This is a genomic window from Varibaculum sp. GTC20041 (assembly GCF_055387755.1).
Window position 1 is genome coordinate 1,081,535 of record NZ_AP041144.1, and the last position, 26,072, is coordinate 1,107,606.

General features: G+C 51.5%; 19 protein-coding genes and 1 pseudogene. 4 read left to right on the top strand and 16 right to left on the bottom strand.

Going from position 1 to position 26,072, the window contains the following annotated elements; all coding sequences use genetic code 11:
• Positions 1-52: 52 nt before the first annotated feature.
• From ACZ5BI_RS04655 to ACZ5BI_RS04665, 3 genes are all read right to left on the bottom strand, one after another.
• Complete coding sequence (locus ACZ5BI_RS04655; protein ID WP_464896758.1) at positions 53-1,414, bottom strand: MFS transporter; 1,362 nt, start codon at positions 1,412-1,414, stop codon at positions 53-55.
• 336 nt (positions 1,415-1,750) lie between these two features.
• Positions 1,751-4,585 carry an excinuclease ABC subunit UvrA gene (gene uvrA / locus ACZ5BI_RS04660; RefSeq protein ID WP_464896759.1) on the bottom strand — a complete coding sequence of 945 codons (2,835 nt, stop codon included), beginning with the start codon at positions 4,583-4,585 and terminating at the stop codon, positions 1,751-1,753.
• A gap of 47 nt (positions 4,586-4,632) precedes the next feature.
• Positions 4,633-5,979, bottom strand: coding sequence for a DUF5692 family protein (locus ACZ5BI_RS04665; RefSeq protein ID WP_464896760.1), 1,347 nt, complete (start codon positions 5,977-5,979; stop codon positions 4,633-4,635).
• 240 nt (positions 5,980-6,219) lie between these two features.
• Here ACZ5BI_RS04665 and ACZ5BI_RS04670 point away from each other — a divergent pair, with 240 nt between their 5' ends.
• The 4 genes from ACZ5BI_RS04670 (at position 6,220) to ACZ5BI_RS04685 (ending at position 13,080) form a co-directional block, all read left to right on the top strand.
• On the top strand, positions 6,220-7,245 hold the full coding sequence (locus tag ACZ5BI_RS04670; protein WP_464896761.1) for a hypothetical protein: 1,026 nt from the start codon (positions 6,220-6,222) through the stop codon (positions 7,243-7,245).
• A 3-nt stretch (positions 7,246-7,248) separates the two neighbouring features.
• On the top strand, positions 7,249-8,211 hold the full coding sequence (locus ACZ5BI_RS04675) for a DUF5692 family protein (protein WP_464896762.1): 963 nt from the start codon (positions 7,249-7,251) through the stop codon (positions 8,209-8,211).
• A gap of 248 nt (positions 8,212-8,459) precedes the next feature.
• The gene (gene valS / locus ACZ5BI_RS04680; protein ID WP_024058802.1) at positions 8,460-11,147 is read left to right on the top strand and encodes a valine--tRNA ligase; all 2,688 of its coding nucleotides are present in this window, start codon (positions 8,460-8,462) and stop codon (positions 11,145-11,147) included.
• A gap of 19 nt (positions 11,148-11,166) precedes the next feature.
• On the top strand, positions 11,167-13,080 hold the full coding sequence (locus tag ACZ5BI_RS04685) for an AMP-dependent synthetase/ligase (RefSeq protein ID WP_412585600.1): 1,914 nt from the start codon (positions 11,167-11,169) through the stop codon (positions 13,078-13,080).
• 51 nt (positions 13,081-13,131) lie between these two features.
• Here the strand turns inward: ACZ5BI_RS04685 and ACZ5BI_RS04690 are convergent, their stop codons facing one another.
• From ACZ5BI_RS04690 to rapZ, 13 genes and pseudogenes are all read right to left on the bottom strand, one after another.
• Positions 13,132-13,452, bottom strand: a complete 321-nt coding sequence (locus ACZ5BI_RS04690) for a chorismate mutase (RefSeq protein ID WP_024058800.1) — start codon at positions 13,450-13,452, stop codon at positions 13,132-13,134.
• Positions 13,453-13,593: 141 nt separating this feature from the next.
• A complete protein-coding gene (clpX, locus tag ACZ5BI_RS04695) occupies positions 13,594-14,835 on the bottom strand; it encodes an ATP-dependent Clp protease ATP-binding subunit ClpX (RefSeq protein ID WP_024058799.1) in 1,242 nt (413 codons plus the stop codon).
• An 87-nt stretch (positions 14,836-14,922) separates the two neighbouring features.
• Complete coding sequence (locus ACZ5BI_RS04700; protein WP_399329230.1) at positions 14,923-15,588, bottom strand: ATP-dependent Clp protease proteolytic subunit; 666 nt, start codon at positions 15,586-15,588, stop codon at positions 14,923-14,925.
• A gap of 5 nt (positions 15,589-15,593) precedes the next feature.
• Positions 15,594-16,211: an ATP-dependent Clp protease proteolytic subunit gene (locus tag ACZ5BI_RS04705; protein ID WP_024058797.1), complete on the bottom strand. Its 618-nt coding sequence runs from the start codon at positions 16,209-16,211 to the stop codon at positions 15,594-15,596.
• Between the two features lie 250 nt (positions 16,212-16,461).
• A complete protein-coding gene (gene tig / locus ACZ5BI_RS04710; protein ID WP_464896763.1) occupies positions 16,462-17,811 on the bottom strand; it encodes a trigger factor in 1,350 nt (449 codons plus the stop codon).
• Positions 17,812-18,022: 211 nt separating this feature from the next.
• Positions 18,023-19,336: a CapA family protein gene (locus ACZ5BI_RS04715; protein ID WP_316690741.1), complete on the bottom strand. Its 1,314-nt coding sequence runs from the start codon at positions 19,334-19,336 to the stop codon at positions 18,023-18,025.
• A gap of 53 nt (positions 19,337-19,389) precedes the next feature.
• Positions 19,390-19,638 carry a preprotein translocase subunit SecG gene (secG, locus tag ACZ5BI_RS04720; protein ID WP_024058794.1) on the bottom strand — a complete coding sequence of 83 codons (249 nt, stop codon included), beginning with the start codon at positions 19,636-19,638 and terminating at the stop codon, positions 19,390-19,392.
• 129 nt (positions 19,639-19,767) lie between these two features.
• Positions 19,768-20,541 (bottom strand): triose-phosphate isomerase, encoded by a 774-nt coding sequence (tpiA, locus tag ACZ5BI_RS04725; protein WP_024058793.1) that lies wholly within the window; start codon positions 20,539-20,541, stop codon positions 19,768-19,770.
• Between the two features lie 4 nt (positions 20,542-20,545).
• The gene (locus ACZ5BI_RS04730; protein ID WP_316087058.1) at positions 20,546-21,736 is read right to left on the bottom strand and encodes a phosphoglycerate kinase; all 1,191 of its coding nucleotides are present in this window, start codon (positions 21,734-21,736) and stop codon (positions 20,546-20,548) included.
• 114 nt (positions 21,737-21,850) lie between these two features.
• Positions 21,851-22,858 (bottom strand): type I glyceraldehyde-3-phosphate dehydrogenase, encoded by a 1,008-nt coding sequence (gap, locus tag ACZ5BI_RS04735; RefSeq protein WP_316087057.1) that lies wholly within the window; start codon positions 22,856-22,858, stop codon positions 21,851-21,853.
• Between the two features lie 221 nt (positions 22,859-23,079).
• A complete protein-coding gene (gene whiA, locus ACZ5BI_RS04740) occupies positions 23,080-24,057 on the bottom strand; it encodes a DNA-binding protein WhiA (RefSeq protein ID WP_412585840.1) in 978 nt (325 codons plus the stop codon).
• A gap of 60 nt (positions 24,058-24,117) precedes the next feature.
• A pseudogene (locus ACZ5BI_RS04745) lies at positions 24,118-25,115 on the bottom strand (gluconeogenesis factor YvcK family protein).
• Positions 25,112-26,065, bottom strand: a complete 954-nt coding sequence (rapZ, locus tag ACZ5BI_RS04750) for an RNase adapter RapZ (protein ID WP_238127887.1) — start codon at positions 26,063-26,065, stop codon at positions 25,112-25,114. Before rapZ ends, ACZ5BI_RS04745 begins: the two are co-directional and overlap by 4 nt.
• Positions 26,066-26,072: the final 7 nt, after the last annotated feature.

Consider the following 26,072-nt stretch of genomic DNA (forward strand, 5'->3'; position numbering starts at 1 on the left):
GAACAGCTAAAAACGTCAATTGGCTCTTCCACCCAAACCATTTTACCGTCACCTAGATAGCGTCTTCAAGCAAAGTTAAATCACGTCCGCGGGTTTCAGGCGCAAAGAACGTGGTTATAAAACCAATTCCGGCAGTAACACAGAAATATATAGCTAAAGGAATCCAAGAACCAGTCGCCGCTAGTAACGCTGAGGCAATCATAGGAGCGGTACCACCCGACAGGATAGAACCAAGTTCTTTTGCAATCGCCATAGTGGAGTAGCGATGCCCTACCCCAAAAAGCTCTACACCATAAGCAGCCTGCACACCGAAAATTCCCAATGAACCGATGCACATTCCAACTACGATCACCGCACCAACTAACACGGCATTTCGGCTTTCCATCAAGGCAAATGCAGGGACTCCATACAGCACTAACAAAGCACAAAAAACTCTGTATGTTATTCTGCGACCGTATCTATCTGAGAGCCAGCCGGAAAATGGAATCACCGCAAACCCGAGAATCGACGCTACTAATACGGCGGTAGTTGGAACTCCTTTATTCATACCAAGCGCGTTGACTGTGTATCCAACTAAAAATCCCTGAGCCATATATGAAGGCCCATTTTCACCGATACGCAACCCAAGCATTACAAAAAAGGCTTTCCACCCAAAGCCTGTTACTTTCGAGGACGCATCAACTGATTCCAATTTGGATAGTTCCTGAGCTTTTTTCTTCTGATAAGAGCGGAACACAGGGCTTTCATCCATTGTGCGACGAAGCAACAAGGCCAAACATGCTACCAAAATGGAACAAAGAAATGGGATACGCCATCCCCAAGCTATAACTTCGTCATGTGGAAGAAGCAACACCAAGAGCCATACGGTTGATGCAAGTAAGGTGCCGCTATTGGATCCTACCCCAATCAAAGAAGACACCAGTCCCCGATGTCGAGTAGGCGCATATTCCGCAAGCATTACTGCGCCACCTGATAATTCTGCCCCTGCGCCAAATCCCTGACATATTCGCAAAACCGCCAAAATAATCGGCGCCCAAATACCAATGGCAGCGTAGGAGGGAATCAAACCAATCCCAGAGGTGGCTATACCCATCAGAGCGACAGTAAAAATTAGTATTTTTCTCCGCCCGAGACGATCCCCTAAGCGGCCTAATACAAACGCGCCAACAGGTCTTGCCAGGAAACCAACAGAATAGGTAATAAATGAAGACAGTAAAGCAATTATTTTTGTTTGCTCAGGAAAGAACACGTCACAAAAAACTAAGCCAGCGGCTAAACCATATAGAGCGAAATCAACGTACTCCATAGTAGTGCCAAGCCAGATTGAAATGACTGCAGACCAGAATGATTTTCTTCCGTGGCTAGTTGCAAAATGCTCGTCCGTAACTTGCTCTGCTTTGCGGTTATCTCTCATAGTTCCTCCAGTACATCGTCTTCCTCACTGAAGCGACAACAGAAGTCTATACGTATAGATACAGAAAGTGCAAGCACTTTTTCGCACAGTTTTGCATTGCCGTAATGATTATGATTACGACCTAGAAGAGAGAAGCCGCAGCTAAAAAATGAGACTCAGTGGGATCAGCACCGATTTACCTTAGCTATCCTGTTATGGATCTCTATCATGCTATTCGAAATTTCATAAAATTGTCAGAATCGCAGCTAGAGAATATCCGCAGGTTTAACACTCCCACTAAGTGTTGCGGGGAAAATGTCAAGAATTACCAGAATGGCTTTGGCGCCTAAGAGAGAATCACTGCAACATTGGGCGCAGGTACTGCCCGGTGTAAGAAGCCTTCACCTTTGCTACTTGCTCCGGAGTACCTTGAGCCACTAGGGTGCCCCCGCCGTCTCCGCCCTCCGGACCTAAATCAATTACCCAATCGGCGCACTTGATCACATCCAGATTGTGTTCGATTACGATAACCGAGTTGCCCTTGTCTACCAAGGACTGCAGAACCAGCATTAATTTGCGAATATCTTCCAGGTGTAGCCCGGTGGTAGGTTCATCGAGGACATAAATAGTGCGTCCATTGGAGCGGCGCTGGAGTTCACTGGCTAGTTTTACCCGCTGGGCTTCCCCACCGGAAAGAGTAGTAGCGCTTTGCCCGAGGCGCAGATACCCTAATCCCACCTCTACCAGGGTGTTCAGGTGACGAGAAATCTTGTTTATAGGAGCAAAAAACTCTGCCGCTTCGCTGATCGGCATATCGAGCACTTCGGCTACTGATTTACCCCGGTATTTAATCTCTAATGTTTCCTGGTTATAGCGCGCGCCCTCGCAGACTTCGCAAGGTACATACACATCCGGCAGGAAGTTCATTTCAATCTTAAGCGTGCCATCGCCTTTACAAGCCTCGCAGCGCCCTCCTTTGACGTTGAAGGAAAAACGGCCCGGACCGTATCCGCGCAGTTGCGCCTCGGGGGTTTGGGCAAAGAGGGCGCGCACCGCGTCCCACACCCCGGTATAGGTGGCGGGGTTAGAGCGGGGATTGCGTCCAATCGGACTTTGATCTACGTGTACCACCTTGTCCAAATGCTCGATTCCTTCGATCCCTTTATGGCGACCGGGAACCACTCTTTTGCGCTGTAGCTTTGCCGCTAAAGCCTCATACATTATCTGGTTAATTAGGGTAGATTTTCCGGAACCAGATACCCCGGTTACCAGCACTAACTTACCTAGAGGAATCGAAACATCTAGATTCTTAAGGTTATTTTCTCGCGCCCCCATAATTTTTAGCTGCCGATCTTTTTCGATCTGGCGTCGTTTTTTGGGGACTGCAATCTGCTTGGCACCCGATAAAAACTGACCGGTAAGGGAGCGCTTACAGTCAGCAATCCCCGCTACCGACCCCGAGTAGAGAACTTCTCCCCCGTGCTCTCCGGCTTCCGGTCCGATATCGACTATCCAGTCGCTAGCGCGGATAGTGTCCTCGTCATGTTCTACCACCAATAAAGTGTTTCCGAGGTCGCGGAGCTTCTTTAGAGTTTCGATTAGCTTGTGGTTATCGCGCTGGTGCAAACCAATTGAGGGCTCATCCAGCACATAAAGTACCCCTACCAGACCGGAACCAATCTGGGTGGCCAGACGAATCCGCTGGGCTTCTCCCCCGGAGAGCGTGGCTGCTCCCCGCGCTAGGGTTAAATAGCCCAGACCCACATCTTGTAAGAATTGCAAGCGTACCTGCACTTCTTTCAATATCGGTTCCGCGATTTTTTTGGCCGGCCCCGCAAGTTCTACTTCCGCCAAGTATTTGCCACTGGCAGCAATCGATAGTTTAGTTAACTGCGCAATATTTAGTTCGCCAATCTTTACTGCTAGGACTTCTGGCTTGAGACGGTCACCGTGACAAGTAGAGCAGGGAACTTGGCGCATATACCCCTCGTATCGCGCGCGCATTATCTCGGATTCGGTTTCCTCGCGTTTGCGTTTAATCCAAGGAATCGCGCCCTCGAACCCGGAGGAATAGGTGCGCATCCTGCCCCAACGATTCCGGAACTTTACTTTTACCTGGTAGTCACGTCCTTGTAACAGGGCTTTTTTCTGGGAGGCCGAAAGCTGACAAAAGGGAGTATCCAGATCAAAGCCCAGTTCCTCCCCCAGGCCAGCCACCATATGCATTAGATACTGGTTTTTTGTTGACCAGGGGGCAATCGCGCCCTCAGAAATTGAAAGCTCCGGGTTAGGAACCACCAATTCCGGATCGACTTCCAGATGAGACCCTAGCCCCGAACAATCTGGGCAAGCCCCATAGGGGGCATTGAAGGAAAAAGTACGTGGCTCTATTTCCTCTAGCTGTAGGGGATGATCATTGGGACAGGCGCGGTTTTCAGAAAAACGCCGGGAACGCTCGGGATCAGATGGATCTCGATCCACAAAATCGACCACTACCAGTCCGTCTGCCAGTTTCAAGGCAGTTTCTATCGAATCCGAAAGCCGGGTGCGCACCCCCTCTTTCATCACCAGACGATCTACTCGCACAAAAATATCGTGCTTAATTTTCCGCTCCAGCTTCGGGGGCTGGGTAAGGCGCACAGTTTCCCCATCTACCACTGCCGCCGAGAATCCCTGGGTTACTAGCTCGGCAAAAAGCTCGCTGTATTCGCCTTTGCGTCCGCGTACCACCGGAGCCAATATCTGGAAACGGGTTTTTTCTGGCAGAGTGAGGAGGCGATCGACGATTTGCTGAGCGGTTTGCGCCTGGATTTTTTCCCCACACGCCGGGCAGTAGGCCTGCCCGGCGCGGGCATACAGCAAACGTAAGTAGTCGTAGACCTCGGTAATAGTACCCACGGTGGAACGCGGATTACGGGAAGTAGATTTTTGATCGATAGAAACAGCCGGAGATAGCCCGGCGATAAAATCCACATCCGGTTTATCTAGACGACCTAAAAACTGGCGGGCATAAGAGGAAAGAGATTCCACATAGCGGCGTTGCCCTTCGGCAAAAATGGTATCGAAGGCCAGTGAGGACTTCCCCGAGCCAGACAGCCCAGTAAATACCACCATCTTGTCGCGCGGAATCTCAATCCCCACATTGCGTAGATTGTGTTCCCGTGCCCCTTTAACTACCAGTTTTTCATCCACATTCCTATCCTACGAACAAACGTTCTATTTTGCATTTTTACAGATAGTTAAGCTTCCTTTTCTTTGGTGACGTCCCAGCTGGAATCAGATTCGATCCCTTTTTCGACTAGCTTAGGGTCAGCTGAAAGCGGAGTACGCGGTTTCGGATATCGCTTGTCCTGTTTCCACCAAGGCATCCACCCGACATATCCGTCTACTGGCGGCTGCTGCGATTCGGGTTCGAACCCCAGCTGGGAGGGGGTTTCGGGGATGAAATCCGTCAAGAAATATTTATCCTTATCATCCGCGTAAAGTTTCACCACTTTCCTAAAGGCCCCCAACTCGAAGAACAGGCAGTTTGTCCAGGGGTTGCGATGATGTTTCTTCATCTTGTAGAGCCAATAGACAAACAGTGCCACATTAGAAAGCAACGCCAACCAGGCACACACAATATTGGCCGTCGGGTTCATGGTGGCGTAGTTAGTCATGATAGAGGGGCGCACCAAGAGTTCTGGGAAGATATTATTAGCCGCAATCCAGAACATCAAAGTGAAACAACGGAACCAAATCCATTGCCCTTTCGCCCAGGTAAAGGCGGGAACCGTACAGGCGAGCAGTAACGCCAAAGTACAATACCAGGTGTAATCCGCGAGCGAGTTGTACAGGAAGGAATGATTCCACAGATCATAGGCAATAATCCACGGCCAGGCCATATCTGCCCAGATTAGTCCCTGTACTTTTCCTTTCTTCGCCGAGGAAATAAAGATTTTACCCAGCCCAGTAATGGTAATAATGTTTAGCACTCCAGCGGCAGCAGATAGCAGGTTCCAGTAACCGCCGATAGTGCGGAATCCAGTGGCGGGATCGATTCCCACTCCGCTGGCTTTGAAAGCGTCCGCGGCGGCTTGGTACCAGGCAACAGAACCACTGGCAGCGGTAATGTCACGGGTTTCTGGCAACCCTTCAATCATTGAGATTGAGCGGGCGGAATCTATATCCATTAGGCATTGGAAGTTGGTGGCGCAGGCGCGGTAGGTGTCGGCTTCAAAATAGATGGTGAGGTCGCGAATATTTGCTTCCATAATATTTACTGCCAATCCGATCCAGAGGGCTACCCCGAACCAAATCGCGTAGCGGCGAGCTTTTAGGGGGTTGCGTTTTCCCCAATGCAGCAGGAAGGCGGTCATAGTGGCGGTGGCGAGCATGATGATGAATTTTCCGAACGGGAACCAACCCACCATGGGGACCCCGTGGATAATCACATAGGGAATCGCTAATACTCCCCCCACTGTCCAGAGGGCGAAAGCAGTCCAGGTCCAGCGACGGTGCATTTCCGCCACCAGCATTTGGAGGACAAAAATCAATATCCAAAAAAGGTAGACCCAAACCGGGCCTACTTCCCATAAAAATCCCATTAGAATTCCTTCTTATTAACCAGGCTGCGCTGCCCGATTACTTTGACCTTACCTATTAACTTTTAAAACTGGCACTACCTGCGGATGCGTCACCATAAAATACCTGTCCAAAAGACCTTAGAGTCCGGCAGACAGTGATAGGTTAAATGTTAACGCAGGGTTAACAACGATGTTACCTGTTTAGAAAATATCCAAAATACACAACTACGGAGAATCTATATGTCTAGTAAATCTGGCCGAATGAAAAAGGTCTTGCGCCTAGGCGCTTTAGGGGGCAGTGTCGTGCTCAGCGGAATGCTCGGCTTCAGTCAGTTTTCGGGCAAAGCTACCAAAGAGGAAAATGAGTGGCACTATCCTTCCGATGACTTGATCGATCGTTGCTATTCCAATGGCCGGTCTTCAACCTATGCCATTAATATCGATGCTCCCGCCTATGCGGTGTACCGGCACCTAAAACAGCTAGGTTGCGACAAGGCTGGCTCGTATTCCTCAGAGTTCCTTGAGCGTACCTTCGCCCGGCTACCTTTCTTTAACTCTTACGAAATTCAAGAGCAATGGCAAGGACCGGACGCCTTAAAGCCGGGCGATATCGCAGCTTTTGATTATGCCGGTATGTCTATGGAGTGGGCGGATGTAGTCCCGGGCAAGTATCTTTCGCAATGGGTAGATACCAAGCATCCGCCTCGCGCTCCTGGTTCTTTTGCTTTCCGCTATCCCGGTATGAAGCATTATGCGGCTGCCTGGTGCTTCTATCTGATTCCCCTGCAAGGTAATCGTTGCCGGTTGATTAACCATTGGCGGATTGGTTTTGAACCGGATACCAAGTTCGCAGCCGCGATTAACTGGATAAATATCGAGCTTATCGGGGGATGTATGGCGCACCTGCAGAACCTGTATGTGAAGCGGGTGGCAGAGTTCCGTAAAAAACCGCAGTGGCAAGGACGGATCAAACGCGCAGTGCTGGGAGGTAAGGTTTTTGGTTACGGTACTCCGGCCGGACGTTGGGATGATACCGAGCTTTATGAAGATACCCATACTCAGTGGCTGCGTTACGGACGGCAAGACCCGGCTGTAAACGAGGTTCGTCCTCCGGTAACCGATAACCCTGCCTGGCCGCCCACTTCCGCTGATTCGCCTTGGGTCGAGGTCGTAGACAGTGACTATTTCACTGACTGGGAAGAACCGGAGTTTTCTTGGGAGGAACAGATTCGCCAAAAGAAAGAGAAAACTTATCTTCCCAACTGGGGTAAAAGGGCGGCGAAATAACTGATGAAACCAGATTATCCTACCCTGTTCTTTTTTGAGCTGGGTCAATGGTACGACTACTTGATGCTAGTGGTGGTGATCGCTGCCTTGGCGGTGATGGCCTGGCTAGCTATTCGCTATAAATGGGTTGCCATCGCCGTATTTATCGTGATCCCAGTGGCGCTGACATTTTTTTGGTGGCCTACTTCGCGCGCCGGTACTAACTCGGACGGTTGGTTTCCGATAGTCAAACAGTACTCGGCGTTAATCGGCTCCCTATCACTGGTAGCGCTGCAATATTTCCCGAAGCTACGCACTAAACGCTGGTATTTATGTATTCCCCCGCTGATTTTGGCGGTAAATATTATCGAGGCGGTAATCCGCGACTTCCAGTGCTATTCGATTCATGGGGTGGATCCCTCGCAAGGAATGGTGACCTGGGGCGGGCCTTGGAACATTATGAACGGAATCGCGGGAATCTTAAATTTCCTCATGATTTCGGGCTGGATGGGAATCTATGTATCCAAAGGTAAGAATAAGCAAATCATCTGGGGGGATCTAACTGTTGGTTGGATTATTGCCTACGATTTGTGGAATGTTGCCTACGTATATAACTGTCTAGCTGACCGCGCCTGGTATTCGGGGGTGGCGTTGCTGGCTTCTTGTACGATTCCCGCATTCTTAGCGTTCGGGAAAGGAGCCTGGATTCAATACCGAGCCTATACCTTGACCTTCTGGTCGGCGATAGTGTTAACCTTCCCGCACTTTATGCAAGATTCCATGTTTGCTCACCGCAGCGCGCACAATCCCAGTGCGATGCTACTGCTCTCGGCAGCAGCTTTAGTAGCCAATGTGGCGGTTTTCGGGTATCACATTTATAAAGTGCGCTCGACTAGGCGCAATCCCCTTACTCAGGAAGTATATTGGGATACTCCCTATAACCAGCAGATTGCTCGCGAGAACGGAGGAAAGCTGAAGAATAATTAGCACCTGGTTACCTAGGCACTAGCAGTAGAGCCTGCCCCCGATTTCCTTAGCTTGATCAAGGTTTATTGGGGGCAGGCTCTTTGCGGTACCAGGTCTTAACGGTATTTTTCGAGGGCGAGGACGCTCGCGATATTTTGGGGTTGGCCTGCGAAACCGAGTAGTTTAGTAGGGTATGTAAACACCAGTTTCTGCACCCGGAGAGGGGGCAGAGCCGGTAGACAGGGAAAAGATGAAACAGGAGATGGCCGATGAGTAATCCCCACGATCACCGGGATTTAGCAGATCTACACTTGCCCGCCCCGAAAGTTCCCCAGCGAGTAAGCGTAGACGGCCTGGAAGAACGCTGGGTCGAGGCCTGGGAAGACCAGCAGGTGTACGCTTTTGACCGCGAGGCGCAGCGCGAGCAGGTGTTCTCGATTGACACTCCCCCGCCCACGGCCTCGGGATCCTTGCACGTAGGGCACGTGTTCTCCTATACCCACACCGATTGTCTAGCCCGCTACCAGCGAATGCAGGGTAAAGCAGTGTTCTATCCCATGGGTTGGGACGATAACGGTTTGCCTACCGAGCGGCGCGCCCAAAACTATTACGGAGTCCGTTGCGATCCTTCACTGCCCTATGACCCAAGTTTTGAGCCGCCTCATCATGGCGATTCCAAATCGGTTAAAGCCCGCGATCAGGTGCCAGTTTCCCGCAAGAACTTCATTGAACTGTGCGAACAGCTAACTAAAGAGGACGAAAAATCCTTTGAGGCACTCTGGCGGCGCCTGGGTCTCAGCGTGGATTGGAAGCATCAGTACCAAACTATTTCTAAAGATTCCCAAAAAGTAGCGCAGGCAGCGTTCTTGCGGAACCTTAAGCGCGGGGAAGCCTATCAAGCGGCAGCTCCCGGGCTATGGGATGTAACTTTCCAAACTGCGGTAGCGCAGGCCGAATTAGAGGCTCGTGACTACCCCGGTTTTTACCATGCCTTAGCTTTCCATCTGCCAAGCGGCGAGGACGTAATCATTGAAACCACCCGTCCGGAGCTATTGGCTGCTTGCTGCTGCCTGGTGGCACACCCGGATGATCAGCGGTATCAGCATCTATTTGGTAAGACCGTGACCAGTCCCGGATTTAACGTAGAGGTTCCAGTGTTGGCTCACCCGGCAGCCGAAATGGATAAAGGCGCCGGTATTGCCATGTGCTGTACCTTCGGTGATGTTACTGACGTTCAGTGGTGGCGGGATCTAGAACTACCTACCCGGGTGATTTTGGCAAAAGATGGCCGGATCACCCAGGAACCAACTGATTGGATCAGCGATCCGGCTGGCAGAAAGCTAATGGATGCTATCCGCGGGAAAACCACTTTCTCGGCGCGGCAAATCGTGGTGGAGGCTTTGAAAGAAAGCGGAGAGCTAAAGGGCGAACCGCAAAAAACTATGCGGCAAACTAATTTCTTTGAAAAGGGAGATAAGCCGCTGGAAATAGTAATGTCGCGCCAATGGTATATCCGCAATGGCGGCAGCGACTACACGCTACCGGAACATCAAGAAAACCTTAATACTGAACTCCTCAAACGCGGAGAGGAATTGCGTTTCCACCCAGATTTCATGAAGGTACGCTACGCCAACTGGGTACATGGCCTGCATAACGACTGGTTGGTTTCTCGCCAACGTTTCTTTGGAGTACCGATTCCGCTGTGGTACCGCGTGGATGAGAGCGGTGAAGTCGATTATGACCAGGTGCTGGTGCCTTCCGAAGAATCCTTGCCGATTGATCCCAGCAGTGATGTTCCGGAAGGATTTACCGAGGATCAGCGGGGTAAAGCCGGCGGATTTGCCGGGGAAGTCGATATTTTAGACACCTGGGCAACCTCTTCCCTGACTCCCCAGATTGCGGGTGGTTGGCTGCGAGATGAAGATTTGTTCCAGCGAGTTTACCCCATGGATGTGCGTCCCCAAGGTCAAGACATTATCCGTACCTGGCTGTTCTCGACCGTGGTGCGTGCCCACCTGGAATTCGGGGCACTCCCCTTTAAGAATGCCGCGATTTCCGGCTGGATTCTGGATCCGGATCGCAAAAAGATGTCGAAATCTAAGGGCAATGTAGTTACCCCCATGGGGTTACTGGAAAAACACGGCTCTGATTCGGTGCGCTATTGGGCAGCTGCGGCTCGTCTAGGCACCGACACTGCTTTTGAAGAAGCGCAAATGAAGATCGGACGGCGCTTAGCGATGAAGCTACTCAATGCTTCCAAGTTTGCGCTGTCTATGACCGAGGACGCCGAGCTGTGCCTTGACCCAGCAAAGGTAACTGCTCCTCTAGATAAAGCGGTCATTGCCCGACTAAACGAGGTTATTTCCGCGGCTACCACTGCTTTTGATAAATATGACCACACTCGCGCCCTCGAGATAACCGAATCTTTCTTCTGGGATTTTTGTGATAACTACCTAGAGCTAGCTAAAAACCGAGCCCATAACTTCTCTGGAAGCTGGGATAGTGAGGAGCAGGATTCAGCGCGCACCGCCCTCGCACTGGTGGTCGATAACGTAACCCGCCTGCTCGCGCCATTCCTGCCCTATGCTGCTGAAGAGGTTTGGTCTTGGTATCGCACCGGATCGGTTCATACTGCTCCCTGGCCGAAAGTTACTCCCGCCCTCAAGCAAGCAGCCGGGCAGGCGCAGCTGCTGGAGCTTGCCGGTGATACGCTGAGCGTCTTGCGTAAGGTAAAGTCCGAAGCCAAAGTGGGACAGCGCACCCCGTTCGAGCAGGTAACTATTGTTTACGCGGACGATTGGTCAGCGGAGAACCTGCCGGCGGTGCGAGCGGATTTAGATGCTGCTGCCTCCCTGAATGGAACGGTAAATGTCCAGGTCAATAAGGAGGCAAGCACTCAGGTTTCCACCCAGGATGCGGTGCTGGGCACTCCTCCACCCAAGAAGCCTCGTAACTAACTTAGGATAAAATACAGTCATGATTAAACGGTTCAAGGAGAAACCAGTGGAAGCAGATAAGGGATTTACTTTTCCTCCCGGAACAGTTGCGGTGGCCGGGGATACTCCCGGTAAATTAAAAGAGTTTTCCATGCCGGCGACCAAGGTTCGTTCTGAACACGATAATGTGGTTTCCCTGTTTCGCCGTCGCGTTACCCAAGATCCTAGCCAAACGGTTATTGAACAAAAAACTATGTTGGGAGAGCAGTGGCGCAAAGTCTCTGCCGGAGAGTTTTGGGACGAAATTAGTTCGGTAGCGCGTGGCCTGCTGGGGATTGGCCTGAAACCAGGAGACCGCTTAGCCTTACACGGCCCAACTTCCTATGAGTGGACTTTGATCGATATGGCAGCGATGGCAATCGGGATTGTTACGGTTCCCATTTACGAAACTGACTCCGCCGCACAAATTGAATGGATTCTACAGGACTCAGAAATTCGCTATGCGATAGCCTCCAACCAGTCCTCTCAAGAATTAATACAAGCAGTGGCCACCCGTGCGGATCACAAATGCCGGATATTTTCATTGGCAGCCGGGGATTTGCTAACCATCATTGAGGCGGGACGACAAATTGCTCCGGCAGTCATCGACTCCTATAACTCCCAGATTACCGGTGACACTATTGCCACCATTATTTATACTTCCGGAACCACCGGGCGCCCTAAAGGCACGATCATTACTCAACGTAACGCCACCGCATTGCTGCCAAATCTCTTAGACTATTTGTCAGAGATCGGGATGCAAAAAACCACGCGTTGCTTGCTATTCCTACCGGTGGCACATGCGCTCGCGCGTCTGGTGTCCTGGGGCGCTCTGATAGGGCCAGGAGTTCTCGGATTAGTACCTGACACCAAGAATCTATTGGCGGATCTCGCCTCCTTTAAACCCTCATATATATTGGCAGTCCCTCGCGTCCTTGAAAAGATCTACAATGCCGCCGATGCGTCCGCTGGACATGGGATAAAGTTACGTTTATTTCGAATGGCAGCCAAGTCCGCTATTGACTATTCCAAAGCTCTAGACACCCCGCAGGGACCTTCCCGGGCACTCAAGATTCGGCGACAAGTGTTTTACCAGCTGATTTTATCGCGCTTGACTAATCTTTTAGGGGGCAATGCCAAATACATTATTTCCGGGGGTGGTCCCCTATCGGTACGCTTAGGGCACTTCTTCCGCGGTATAGGAGTCACGGTTTGTGAAGGCTACGGCCTGACCGAAACTTTAGGACCGGCTACCGTAAACGTACCAGCTCGCGCCAAGATCGGATCGGTAGGCCAACCGGTTCCCGGGATCGCAGTACGAATCTCTGACGAGGGCGAAGTACTGTTTAAGGGGGACGCTATGTCTCCTGGCTACCTCAATTTAGAAAAAGAAACCGCCGAGCTTTATACCGAAGATGGATGGCTGCATAGCGAAGATAAAGGCTGGATTGATGCTGACGGTTTCGTATATATCACCGGGCGGATGAAAGAAATTATTGTTACTGCTGGCGGCAAAAATGTCTCTCCAGAAATATTGGAAGATGGTCTGCGCGGACACCCGCTGATCTCGAATGTGGTTGCGGTGGGAGATCGTCGCCCCTTCATTGCCGCCCTAGTTACCTTGGATGCGGAAATGCTTCCGGGTTGGCTGCGCAATCACAATTTGCCACCGATGGATGTTTCAGATGCGGCACGTAACCCCGCAGTGCTAAAGGCATTGGAGCGGGCGGTAGCACGTACCAACCAGAAGGTTTCGCGCGCTGAATCGATCCGCAAGATCCGGGTATTAACCACGGACTTTTCTTTAGAGAATGGCACGATGACGCCCTCGCTAAAGGTAAAACGTTCGGTAGTAATAAAGCGTTTTGAAGACGAGATTAACGCTATCTATGGCGGACCGCTAGAAGATGATTAGGGGTTAGCAATTAGCTTATCCCTGCCATAGTTCAGTCTATTGGCGGTAGGACTAGCCGCGCTGCTGCTCCGCAATATCGATATGGTGGCGAATAACTTCTTGCACGATAAAATTTAAGAATTTTTCGGCGAACACCGGATCTAGTCCCGCTTGTTCAGCTAAGGCTCTTAGTCTTGCTATCTGTCGTTGCTCCCGTCCTTTATCCTCGGGATTAAGACCTAGGCGAGCTTTAAGATACCCCACCTTTTGGGTACATTTGAAGCGCTCCGCCAAGATATGAATTAACGCCGCATCGATATTGTCGATAGTGGCACGCGCCTGAGCCAATTCGGGCGGAATCTGCGAGGTGGTGTCTTCCTGCTTACTGTCCATGTCCTAAGGATAAATGAGAGATAGCCAGTACGGCCAACACTGTCCAAGTAAGCCCCACTAATACTGCTGTCCGCCAACAGTAATCGCCACCCGCTAGCCGCTGCGCTAGGTGTAGCGTTTACGAGAAATCTAAAACGGCTATTAGGCGGTCTTTGAACGCGGAACCGCCTCTAGCAAAGTGGGTTTCGCCCCCTGGTTAACTACCTCTTCGGTGATAGTCACCGAACGTACATCAGGTTGGGAGGGAACCTCGAACATAGTTTCCTTTAACACGGCCTCCATAATAGAAGAAAGCGCCCGGGCACCGGTGCCCCGCTCCCTGGCCATCCGAGCTATTGCGTGAATGGCTCCATCGGTGAAATGCAGGTCAATTCCATCCAATTCAAATAGCGAGCAATACTGGGTAACCAGAGAATTTTCCGGTTCCACCAATACCCGCACCAAATCGGATTCGGTGAGTTCCTTGACCGAAGTTAATACTGGCAAGCGTCCAATGAACTCTGGGATTAAGCCGAAACGATGCAAATCGTCTGCAGTTACCTGCGCATAAAGATCTCCATGTTCGGCGGAGGATTTTAAGGACGACCCAAAACCGGTGGAATGTTGCCCTAGCCGCGACTTCACAATGTCATCTATGCCGGCAAAAGCTCCGGCGGCAATAAAGAGAATGGAATTGGTATCAATCTCTAGATAGTCCTGGTGAGGATGTTTACGGCCGCCTTGGGGTGGTACCGAGGCCACGGTTCCCTCAATAATTTTTAGTAACGCCTGCTGCACGCCTTCCCCCGAAACATCCCGGGTAATCGAGGCGTTCTCTGCTTTGCGGGAAATCTTATCAATCTCGTCGATATAAATAATCCCACGTTCAGCGCGTTTAATATCGCCATCGGCGGCATTAATTAACTTCAGCAGGATGTTTTCAACGTCCTCACCTACGTATCCGGCTTCGGTTAGCGCCGTGGCATCTACGATGGCAAATGGGACGTTAAGCAGTTTAGCTAAAGAACGCGCCAAATGAGTTTTGCCGCAACCAGTAGGACCTAGCAGCAAAATATTTGACTTCGTCAAAGACATGTCAATGTTCTGGCCCCGTTCTTTAGCCTGCACCCGCTTGTAATGGTTATAGACCGCGACTGAAAGTGCCCGTTTAGCCTGGTCTTGCCCAATAACATAGTGATTTAAAAAGTCGTAGATTTCTTTAGGTTTTGGCAAAGGTTTTGCTTTGGAGCGCGAATGTTTCGCGGTATCCTCTTCCATGATTTCGTTGCAAAGATCAACGCACTCATTACAAATATAGACAGCCGGCCCGGCAATAAGTTTGCGTACTTGCCGCTGCGTCTTACCGCAAAACGAGCATTTTAAGAGCTCGGCCTCTTCGTCCACCTAGATCCCTCCTAAATCAAATCCCTACTCCCCTAGCCTAGGGGTATTTCTACGACTGGGCAGCGCCAACACGCGCCCTGAGAGATGCTAGTGCTTTGCGGGGTTCTTACGAGACTCTAAGACCTGATCGATCAGTCCGTACTCCTTGGCAGCCTGGGCGGTCAAAATCTTATCGCGCTCGATATCTTTGCGCACTTGCTCGGAAGTCTGTCCCGAGTGCTTAGCAATCGTGTCCTCTAACCAAGTACGCATACGATCGATTTCTTCGGCAATGATCTCGATATCAGTCGCCTGTCCTTGCGAGCCCTGCATTGAAGGCTGGTGGATCACGATTCGCGCATTGGGCAAAGCCAAACGGCTACCGGCAGAGCCACCAGCTAAAAGCACGGCCGCCGCCGAAGCTGCCTGCCCCAAACAGACCGTCTGGATCTGCGGTTTAACGTATTGCATGGTGTCATAGATTGCCGTCATAGCGGTAAAGGAGCCACCGGGCGAGTTAATGTACATGGTGATGAGAGAATCGGGGTCTTGGGATTCCAACACCAGCAGCTGAGCCATGATATCGTCAGCCGAAGAATCATCAACCTGCACCCCTAAGAAAATGATGCGCTCATCAAAAAGCTTCGTGTAGGGGTTTTGGCGTTTGAAACCATAGGAGGTACGTTCTTCAAACTCGGGAAGCACATACCGATCAATGGGCATGTTAGCTGCTAAACGAGGTGCGCCCGCCGGGTATAGAGGTGAAAAAGCCATAGTGATTACAGTTCCTTTCCATCAGCGCCGAGGTTGCGAGCCGACTCAATAACGTGGTCGATAAAGCCATATTCCAGAGCCTCTTGAGCGGTAAACCAGTGATCCCTTTCGGAGTCTTCGCGAATCTGTTCGACAGATTTACCGGTGCGCTGGGCGTTGATCTCCGCTAGTTCTTGTTTCATCTGCAAGATCAAGTTAGCGTTAATGCGAATATCCGAGGCGGTGCCACCTACTCCCCCGGAAGGTTGGTGCATCAAAATCCGGGCATGCGGAGTGGCATAGCGTTTACCCGGGGTACCGGCGGTAAGTAGTAGCTGTCCCATTGAGGCTGCCATCCCCAGCGCCACCGTTACTACCTCTGGCTGAATATATTGCATGGTGTCATAAATCGCCATGCCGGCAGTAACCGAACCTCCTGGGGAATTGATATACAGGAAAATCGGCTTGTCTGGGTCTTGCGCCGCCAGTAACATCATCTGCGCGCAAATCTGGTTGGCGTTATCCTCGGCTACTTCCGAGCCCAACCAAATAATCCGTTCTTTTAACAGCTTATTGAATACATGGTCACCTAAAGCTAGGGAGCTAGGCTGATCTCCCTCATTTTTTACTGCCGCAGTTTGCACAGGTTTTTCCTTATCTGTGGGACTAAAATGATTCACTATCAAAACTATCGTCTTTGGAAGCGGTTTTCTTCTTACACATGCCGTTTACGCTTTTAGCGCAGGAAATTGTGAGGCTAGGATCATTTTAAACACTTACTACCAGGGGCTATTACCAGCCTGAAGATGTGTAATGATGAGAAATACTACTGGGGGCAGAAAGCTCTCGCTTTCTGCCCCCACCAGCTTCGAAAGGTTAACTTGCTAAACGGAGCTAATTCTCGTCGCCTTCGCCCTCAGCCTCATCTTCGCCGGATGCGGCGGCCTCGGCGGCAGCTTTCGCCGCCTGCTCTGCACGCGCCTCAGCAGGATCCTTAGTGAACTCTGAAAGGTCGATCTCGGTGCCGTCCTCGTCTTTGACGGTCACTTCCCGCAAAGTAGCCACTAATGCTCGATTACGCCGCAAATCTTGCCCCATTGCGGCCACCTGGTTTTGATCCTGCAGCATCTGCATAGGATCAACTCCATACATTTGCGCAATCTCAAAAATCGACTGATACAGCTCGTTAGGATCGATCTCAACGTCGCGGTCATTAGCGATCCGATCTCCCAATATCTGCTGCTTGGCTTGCTTCTTCACCGACTCGGTGATCTCCTCCCGATCGGCGTCTTCATTTCCCTCAGCCAAGCGATCAACCTCGGAATCAATAAACGCTTGCGGCAGCGGGAAATCAGTATTTTCTACCAAGTAGTCCTGCAGCTTCTCGCGAGCCTCCAGAGCCTGCTGCTGGCGACGCATCTTCTCCACATTGCCACGTAGGTCGCTGCGGAGCTCTCCAATGGTGTCGAACTCGGAAGCCATCTGGGCGAAATCATCGTCAGCTTCTGGCAATTCGCGTTCCTTAACCTTATGGAGAGTCAAAGTCACATCAGCTTCTTCGCCCTCGTGGTCGCCTCCCTTTAAGGTGGACTTGAACTCTGCAGTATCTCCGGCGTTCATCCCGGTTAAGGCCTCATCCATACCTTCGAGCATGGAAGCAGACCCGATCTGATAAGAAACCCCAGATACGGAGTCAATTTCTTCGTCCCCAATCTTGGCGACCATGTCAATAGAGGTAAAGTCACCATCTTGGGCAGGACGTTCAACAGTCTTTAGCGAGGCAAAGCGATCACGAAGCTGATCGAGTTCCTTCTCTACGTCCTCGTCACTAACTTCGAGCTTGGCTACTTCTAAAGAAACCCCTTCTAAGGAGGGCAATTCGAACTCGGGAACAATATCAACTTCCGCAGTGAACTTTAGATCCCCGCCCGGTTTACCTTCTACTGCCGGAGTTTCTATAATGTCTACTTCCGGCTGTCCCAGCGGGGTAAGTTCTGCTTGCCCGAGGGCGCGCCCATAAAAGTCACCTAGCCGCTCGTTAATGGCCTGTTCTAGTACGTAGCCACGCCCAATCCGCTGGTCAATGATCTGATTCGGGACGTGTCCAGGGCGGAAGCCAGGTATAGAAACCTGCTTCCCTAGCTGCTTGTAGACCTTATCGATTTCCGGTTTGAGATCTTCGTAAGGTACCTGAACGGTTAGTTTCGCCCTGGTTTCTTCCAGCTTTTCCACGTCTGTTTTCACAAATACGCTCCCGTGGCTCGTATGCGGGGCTCTGCCTATAAGAGGCAAATCTCCCCAGCTCGGATAAATTGCAACGCTGATAATCTTAGGGCAATCCGCGATATTCAGGAAATGATGACCCCTAGGATGTGAGCTAGCGTACCTAAATGGCACGTTTTGGGCTTCACACCGCAATAAGCAGTGCCCGCAAATGAGGCCGGAAAGCCTACCTTTATAGAGGTTTGATCTGAGCAGTAGAAGCAGCGCTAGGCGGAGCTTTTAGCTCTATCGCTTGATCCTCGGTAACCTGGCGCAGATTAGCCAGATAGCGAGCGGCCGTGGCTTTAGGTAAGTTGGTTCCAGCGCCCTCGGGAGTTTCAAAAAGATATCCCGGAACCACCTGTAAAGTAGAACGATCCATAATCAGCGGGATCCAACCTGCCGCAGAAACATAAGGCTTACCGGTGGACGGCAAGGTGATGGTGGGAAAGGCGATTTGGCCGGCTTGGGTGCCGATCCCCTGGCGAGGATTCATCCCCGAAAGCAAGTTACCGACCCCGTAGTAAACCCACAGTCCTTTACCATCGACTCCGCCCGGAATCTTCCTAATCGGTTGGGGAACGTGCACGTGGTGACCCAAGTAGAGGTCGACTTGCCCAGATTCGGCTAAGGTAGTGGCGATGCGGTCTTGCTCCGCAGAAGGGGCGGATTGGTATTCCACTCCCGAATGTACCGAGGCAACTACAAAGTCAGCACCCGCACTACGCGCTTGCCGGGCAATGTCCACAATAATTTGGCCGTCAGTAGTGAGATTTACTAGCCAAGGATTCTGCTTATATTGCGGGATTTCACCCTGGTTTAAGCCATAGGCAGTCGAAATATGCGCGAGTTTAAAGGATCGGCCCTCTTTGGTGATCTCATACATTTGATAGCGCGGCGCTTCGGAACTTTCTGCTGATCCAGTTACTCCCAACCCCGCAGTCTGCAAGGCCTGGATAGTGTGCACCACCCCATCTCGTCCTTGATCTAAGGTGTGGTTTGAGGCAGTCGAGCAACCATCATAGCCAATATCTTTGCTATCTTGCGCCCATCCTAGTGGCGCTTTGAACACCGGATATCCCTCAGAATCTTTATCAGATTTACCGAAAGGAATTTCTTGATGGCACAGCGCGATATCGGCTCCCGCTATCCAGGGACGCAGCTTCTCTATCGACGGGGTGTAGTGACTTCCATTGCCGTGCTTCCAGCTGGTTTGTACTACCGGGCCATGTGCCAGTACGTCCCCGGTTGCCGCCAAAGTTATTTGCACTTCTTTTGGCGCAGGCGTACTGGAAGTCGCCGGCTTTGCAGTTTTAACCACAGCTTTAGTGGCATGAGTTACTTTGGGCTGGTTAACCTTTCCTGCCTCGTACATGGAGTATCCCATGAGCGCTCCCACGGCAAGCACGGTAATCAGCGACAGGACCCCTAAAACCGTAAGCACAATTTTCCAAGAAGACTTACTCTCGCGCCGATGTGCGGGCGGGTGTTTCGCTTCTTTGCGCATGATGGGGAAGGCTTTCTCTAGGGTCTTAAGCGATTATTTAGTTAATAATGACACTATGAAAAAAACCGGGGCAACAGGCCAAGGACAACCACACTGATAAACCAGACGATAGCAGTTACTACGGTAATGCGATTGAGGTTGCGCATAGCAACTCCCGAGGAGCCAGCGCTAGAAGTAAGGCCACCTCCGAACATGTCGGATAGCCCGCCCCCGGAACCTTTATGCATCAAAATAGTGAGAATCAGGAATAAGCTGGATAGTACCAGCACTACTTGCGCGATAATCTCTATTACGGTTTCCACTAGTTTCTTCTCCCAAATAAGTATGAACTGCTCTTCACTATAGCGTATTGGCGGCGGGTCTAGGTTGACCCGCCGCCAATCGTTAGGAACTTCACCGCCAAGTAGCGGAAAATTTCAGTAGCTTGCTACTTAGTCATCAAAGCGAGCAATCTTAGAGAACTCTTCGGCCTTTAGGGAGGCTCCCCCCACGAGGGCGCCGTCCACATTCGGCTTCGCCATAATTTCGGCTACATTAGCAGATTTGACCGAACCGCCGTAGAGAACCCGGATGGACTGCGCCACGTCTGCCGAATACAGTTCCGCTAGTTTTTCCCGGATAGCTCCGCAGACTTCTTCCGCGTCCTCCGGAGTGGCGGTTTCACCGGTACCAATCGCCCAGATCGGTTCGTAAGCAACTACGGTATTAACCGCATCATCTGCAGAAATGCCTTTATAGGCGCCTTCGATCTGCTTAACTACATGGGCTACATGCTGACCGGCTTTACGTACTTCTAAGCCTTCACCGCAGCAAATAATGGGGGTCATACCAGCTTCTAAAGCTACCTCAGCTTTTTGACCTACCAGTTCATCGCTCTCGTTGTGGTATTCGCGTCGTTCCGAGTGGCCAACTACCACCCAGGAGCATCCCAGCTTGGTGAGCATAGAAGCTGCGATTTCCCCAGTGTAAGCACCGGATTCATGCACAGAAACATCCTGGGCTCCATAGGTAATTTTTAGATTGTCAGATTCCACTACAGTTTGTACCGAGCGAATATCAGTGAACGGGGGAATCACTACGACATCATTGCGGTAGTCGAAATTGTGATCCTGCAAATCCAAAGCCAATTCTTGAACCAGACGAGTTGCCTCGAGGTGGTTCATATTCATTTTCCAGTTACCAGCTAGCAATGGGGTGCGAGTCATGTTATTAATCCTCCAATACGGCAATACCCGGAAGGGTCTTACCTTCTAATAGTTCCAAAGAAGCTCCGCCACCGGTGGAAATATGGCTGAACTTGTTTTCATCAAATCCCAGGGTACGAACGGCGGCGGCGGAGTCTCCCCCACCGATTACGCTAAAGCATTCAGAGTCAGCCAGAGCTTGGGCTACCGCTTTAGTGCCTTCGCTAAAGGCAGCGAACTCAAATACCCCCATAGGGCCGTTCCAAGCCACCGTTTTGGCGGCTTTGATCTTCGCGCCGAACAGTTCGGCAGTCTTAGGTCCGATATCTAGCCCCATCTGTCCGCTAGGCATCTGGTCGCAGTCGACCAAAGTTGCCGGAGAGTCAGCCGAAAATTCCGGAGCCACTACAGTATCAACTGGCAGCAACAGGTCTACCCCGCGTTCGTCAGCTTTTTCCATATAGCCTTTCACGGTTTCGATCTGCTCAGTTTCCAGCAAGGAGTTGCCTACCTCGTAGCCTTTCGCAGCTAAGAAGGTGTAGGCCATGCCGCCCCCAATAGCCAGGAAGTCGGCTTTTTCCAATAGGTTTTCGATAACGCCCAATTTGTCGGAGACTTTGGAGCCTCCCAGAATGACTCCATAGGGACGTTCCGGGTTATCGGTTGCCCGGCGCAAGGATTCAATTTCCTTAACTACTAAGAATCCTGCTGCAGAGGGCAACAACTTCGCAATGTCGTAAACGGAAGCCTGCTTGCGGTGTACTACCCCGAAACCATCGGAGACAAAGAACTCAGCCAGTTGCGCATATTCTTTAGCCAATGCTTCGCGCTCAGCATCATCCTTGGAGTTTTCGCGTCCGTCAAAACGAACATTCTCTAGCAGTAAGACCTGTCCATCTATTAAGGAAGCGGCCTGTTTCTTGGCATCTTCACCGACCGTATCCTTCGCCAAGACTACGTCTTGTCCCAGCAGTTCTCCGAGCCGTGTTGCCACCGGCGCTAGGGAAAACTCGGGATTTACCTGTCCTTTCGGACGACCGAGGTGCGCCATCACCACTACTTTGGCTTTGGCGTCCACCAGAGCTTTAAGGGTGGGCAATGCGGCACGAATGCGGCCGTCATCTGTGATTTTGCCGTCCTTTAACGGCACGTTAAAGTCGGAGCGCACCAGGACTTTACGCCCTGTTAAATCTCCTAAGGACTCAATATCTCTCAGAGCCATTATTTAGTTAACCTTCCTGCCCCGGTGGGCGTAAAACGACTAATAAGACGGTGCCCGCCTGCCTGGAACAGGCAGGCGGGCACAGCTTATGCATCACGTCGCATTAGTTTAGAGCTTTTCCCCTACAAGTTTGGTCAGGTTGACCAAGGAGTTGGAGTAGCCCCACTCGTTGTCGTACCAGGAGACCACTTTCACCTGGCCATCGATTACCTTAGTCAGAGCGGAATCGAAGATCGAGGTGTGCGGATCGGTCATGATATCGGTGGAAACTAGCGGCTCGTCATTGGAGTATGCAAGAACTCCCTCGAGCTCGCCCTCAGCAGCTTTCTTCATCGCCGCATTGATTTCTTCGGCGGTGCAGGGCTTGGAGGGGGTGAAGGTGAGGTCAGTAACCGAGCCGGTAGGTACCGGTACGCGTAGTGCGTAGCCGTCCAGCTTGCCCTTCAGTTCCGGCAAGACCAGAGAAACTGCCTTGGCAGCACCAGTGGTGGTAGGCACAATGTTCAGCGCAGCAGCGCGGGCGCGACGCAGATCCTTGTGCGGAGCATCGTGCAGACGCTGATCCCCGGTGTAGGCGTGAATCGTGGTCATCAAACCCCGTTCAATACCAAAGTTGTCGTTTAGTACCTTTGCCATCGGAGCTAGGCAGTTGGTGGTGCAGGAAGCATTGGAAATAATGGTGTGCTTTTCCGGATCGTAATCGGTGTGGTTTACGCCCATTACGAAAGTAGCATCCACGTTCTTGCCGGGAGCGGAAATAATAACTTTCTTAGCTCCCCCATCCAGGTGAGCCTTAGCCTTGGTGGCATCAGTGAAAAAGCCGGTGGACTCGATAACGATATCTGCACCCACTTCGCTCCAGGGCAGGTTAGCAGGATCGCGCTCTTCGAAAGTTACGATTTTGTGGTCGCCTACGGTAATAGATTTTTCATCGTAGCTAACCTCAGCATCAAGGCGCCCCAGAATCGAATCGTATTTTAGCAGGTGAGAAAGAGTTTTATTGTCGGTGAGGTCGTTTACTGCCACAACCTCGATATCGGCACCCTGAGCCCGAATGGCCCGGAAGAAGTTACGGCCGATACGGCCAAAGCCGTTGATTCCAACACGGATAGTCACTATTATCCTCCTGAACTGCTGGTTTACCAGCGGAGTCTATTTATTCGGTCAAGATCCGCAGCCACCTAGTAAAACTAGTGACCCCAATCTTGGGGACGACCATCTTGAGCCGTCCTCTTAGTTTTTAGTTTACACAATATAGCGGCTTTCCGCTTAGGCCAATAGTCGTTATTTACCAAGACTTTACTGTGAGAGAATTCCCGGCCGCTAGGAAACCAGAATTACTGATTATCCTGCCGGTCAACAGCTTCTTGAGTGGAAGGTATACCCCGCTCACGGGCGACTTTATCTGCCATCGCTAATAGTCGCCGGATCCTGCCGGCAACCGCATCTTTCGTTAGCGCAGGATCGGCCTTATGCCCCAGTTCCTCCAAAGATGCTTCCTTATATTGCAGTCGCAGTTGACCTGCTTGTAACAGGTGTTCTGGAATGTCATCACCCAGAATCTCGAAGGCCCGCCTGACGCGGGCAGCCGCCGCGACCGCTGCCCGGGCACTGCGTCGCAAATTAGCATCATCAAAATTCGCTAAGCGATTAACTGACCCCCGGACCTGATTAGTTTCGCGATTCTTCTCCCAAACCGCTTGCGCTTTAACTGCCCCGATAGCCGTTAACAGTTTTGAGATTTGCTCCCCATCGCGAACTACCACCCGATCCAAGCCGCGAACCTGACGAGACTTTGCACTTACCCCGAGACGGCGCGCCGCCCCCACTAGCGCTAACGCGGCCTCTGGCCCGGGGCAAGTAATTTCTAAGGAGCCCGAACGTCCTGGCTGAGATAAAGACCCGCGAGCCATAAAAGCACCACTCCAGGTGGCTTTAGACACTCCCAAATCACCAGAAACTAGCCGCGGCGACAACCCCCGCACTGGACGGCCGGCTCGATCAAGTAAACCGGTCAAGCGGGCTAGAGTGCCAGCATTTTCTACTACCCGCACCACATAGCGATCATCGGCATGAATTCCCTTGGCCTCTACTTTCACCACATCGGGGTAGGCGTCAAAAAGGTTTTGCAGGCTGTCAACCAAATTCTTCATTACCGCTACATTGTCGACATCAGCTTCCACCACGATATTGCGGTTAATCAGATGGATCCCCCCGGCAAAACGCAAGATACTGGCGGTTTGCGCCTTAGCCTCAGACTGTCTAGCTAAGGTCTTCTCCGCTAGTTCATTTTTAATATCTGAGGTCAAAGACATCTGCTGTTCCCTTTCCTCCCTCAAAAACAAATACTTAGTTTCTTTCTAGGCTTATTCTAGCTAGAGCTCAGAAAATCCGACTTCCGAGAGGTACCCTTCGAAAGCATCCCGCAGCGCTGCCGCCAGACGCAAAGGGTCATGCTGCTCCGAGGCCGAACCAGCTCTTACCTGACGCATGATCAGCTTTGCCCCGATAGATTCCGCGGCGCTTTCTAGATCATCATCATCTTCAATAGCAGTAGGATCCACGATTACCACGTCAATATGGGTATCGGGCGCAAAATGGCGAAAAGCCTCAATATGCCCGGAAACCGTTAAATCCTCGGTTTCGTCCGTATGAGGCTGCAGATTCATCACCATTACTTTCCCTGCTGATGACTGTTGCAAAGCCTCAGCCAATTCAGGAACCAACAAATGGGGAACACCGAGGTGTACCAAGATCCCGGCCCGAGAACAATTCCCTCGGCATCTTGGATCGCCTGGATAGTCTGCGGACAAACTCGCGGATGAGCCGGGCTAAGCCGCACGTCAACTACTTTCCCCGGGGCTTTAGCGGCTTTTGCCTGCCCGTGTACCGTACGTTTTTCTCCCCCTCGTACCAAATCTGCTTCAATCTCCATCGGCTCGGCACACATCGGTAACACTTTACCTTTGCAGTTAAGTAACCTCGCCACCCAATCAAGGCCTTCAACTACGTCTCCTAATAGATCCCACATGGTGACAATCAAGAGATTACCTAGGGCATGGTTATCAAGCGGACCATCGGAACTAAAGCGATGTTGCATGGCATCACGCCAGGTCAGTCCCCAATCGGTGTCATCGCATAAAGCCGCCAGCGCCATCCGTAGATCCCCGGGAGGCAGTACCCCCAGTTCTTTGCGTAAACGCCCCGAGGAGCCTCCATCATCAGCTACCGTGACCACAGCAGTTAGCTGCCGGGTAATATGACGCAGCGCCCGTAAAGTTGCAGACAAGCCATGTCCCCCGCCAAGCGCGACAATATTGGGTCCTGTCCACCCGCGGGTCATCCAGCCTTCTGAATCTAGTAACGTCCTCATTCCAGCCCCAGATCTCGATGAACAGTGCGTACCGGCAAACCCTGCGCCCGGAAAAGCTCACTCATTTTTTCCGCCAGTGCGACTGATCGATGCTGCCCACCGGTACAGCCCACCGCGATAGTAACGAAGGGTTTAAGCTCCGTTAGATAGCCGTCAAAAATCGGGCTCAACATATTAACCATGTTTTGTACAAATTCCTCGGCTCCCGGCTGATCCAGCACATATTTCGCTACCGGTGTGTCCCGGCCGGTTAAATGCCGCAGTTCGCTCACCCAATAGGGATTAGCTAAAAAGCGCACGTCACATACCCAATCAGCGTCTAAGGGGATCCCATTTTTAAACCCAAAGGACATTACGGTGAGTTTCATCGGGCGCTCCCCTTCGCCAGCAACCACATCCCGCATATGCCGATTCAGGTCATGCACATTCATATTAGTGGTGTCGATTAAGGCATCGGCACGGGCGCGAATGGGAGCCAGTATTCGCCGCTCGGAGCGAATTCCGTCAAGTATCCGGCCTCCTCCTTGCAACGGATGAGGACGCCGATTAGATTCATAGCGACGCACTAAGACCCGCTCGTCCGCATCCAAGAAAACTAGCTGATAACGGATATTGCGCCGTGAGAGTTCATCCAAAGCATGCTGCAGTTTAGAAAACAGTTCCCCACTGCGCACATCCACAATCGCCGCCAGGCGGTGAATACCTTCCCCTTCCGGAGTCATCATATCCGCGAAGGGCAGCAACATAGCGGGCGGGAGATTATCGACTACATACCAGTCCAGGTCTTCTAATGCCTGTCCCGCTCGCGAACGTCCCGCCCCCGACATTCCGGTAATAATAATCATCTCCGGAACATTCGCATCGCGAGGGGGCGCGGTTTCGTCAAGAATAGGTACTCCCTCGGGCACGGTGGGTGGGGAGGATTGGTATTGTTGGTGAGCTTGATCCATGTTCTAA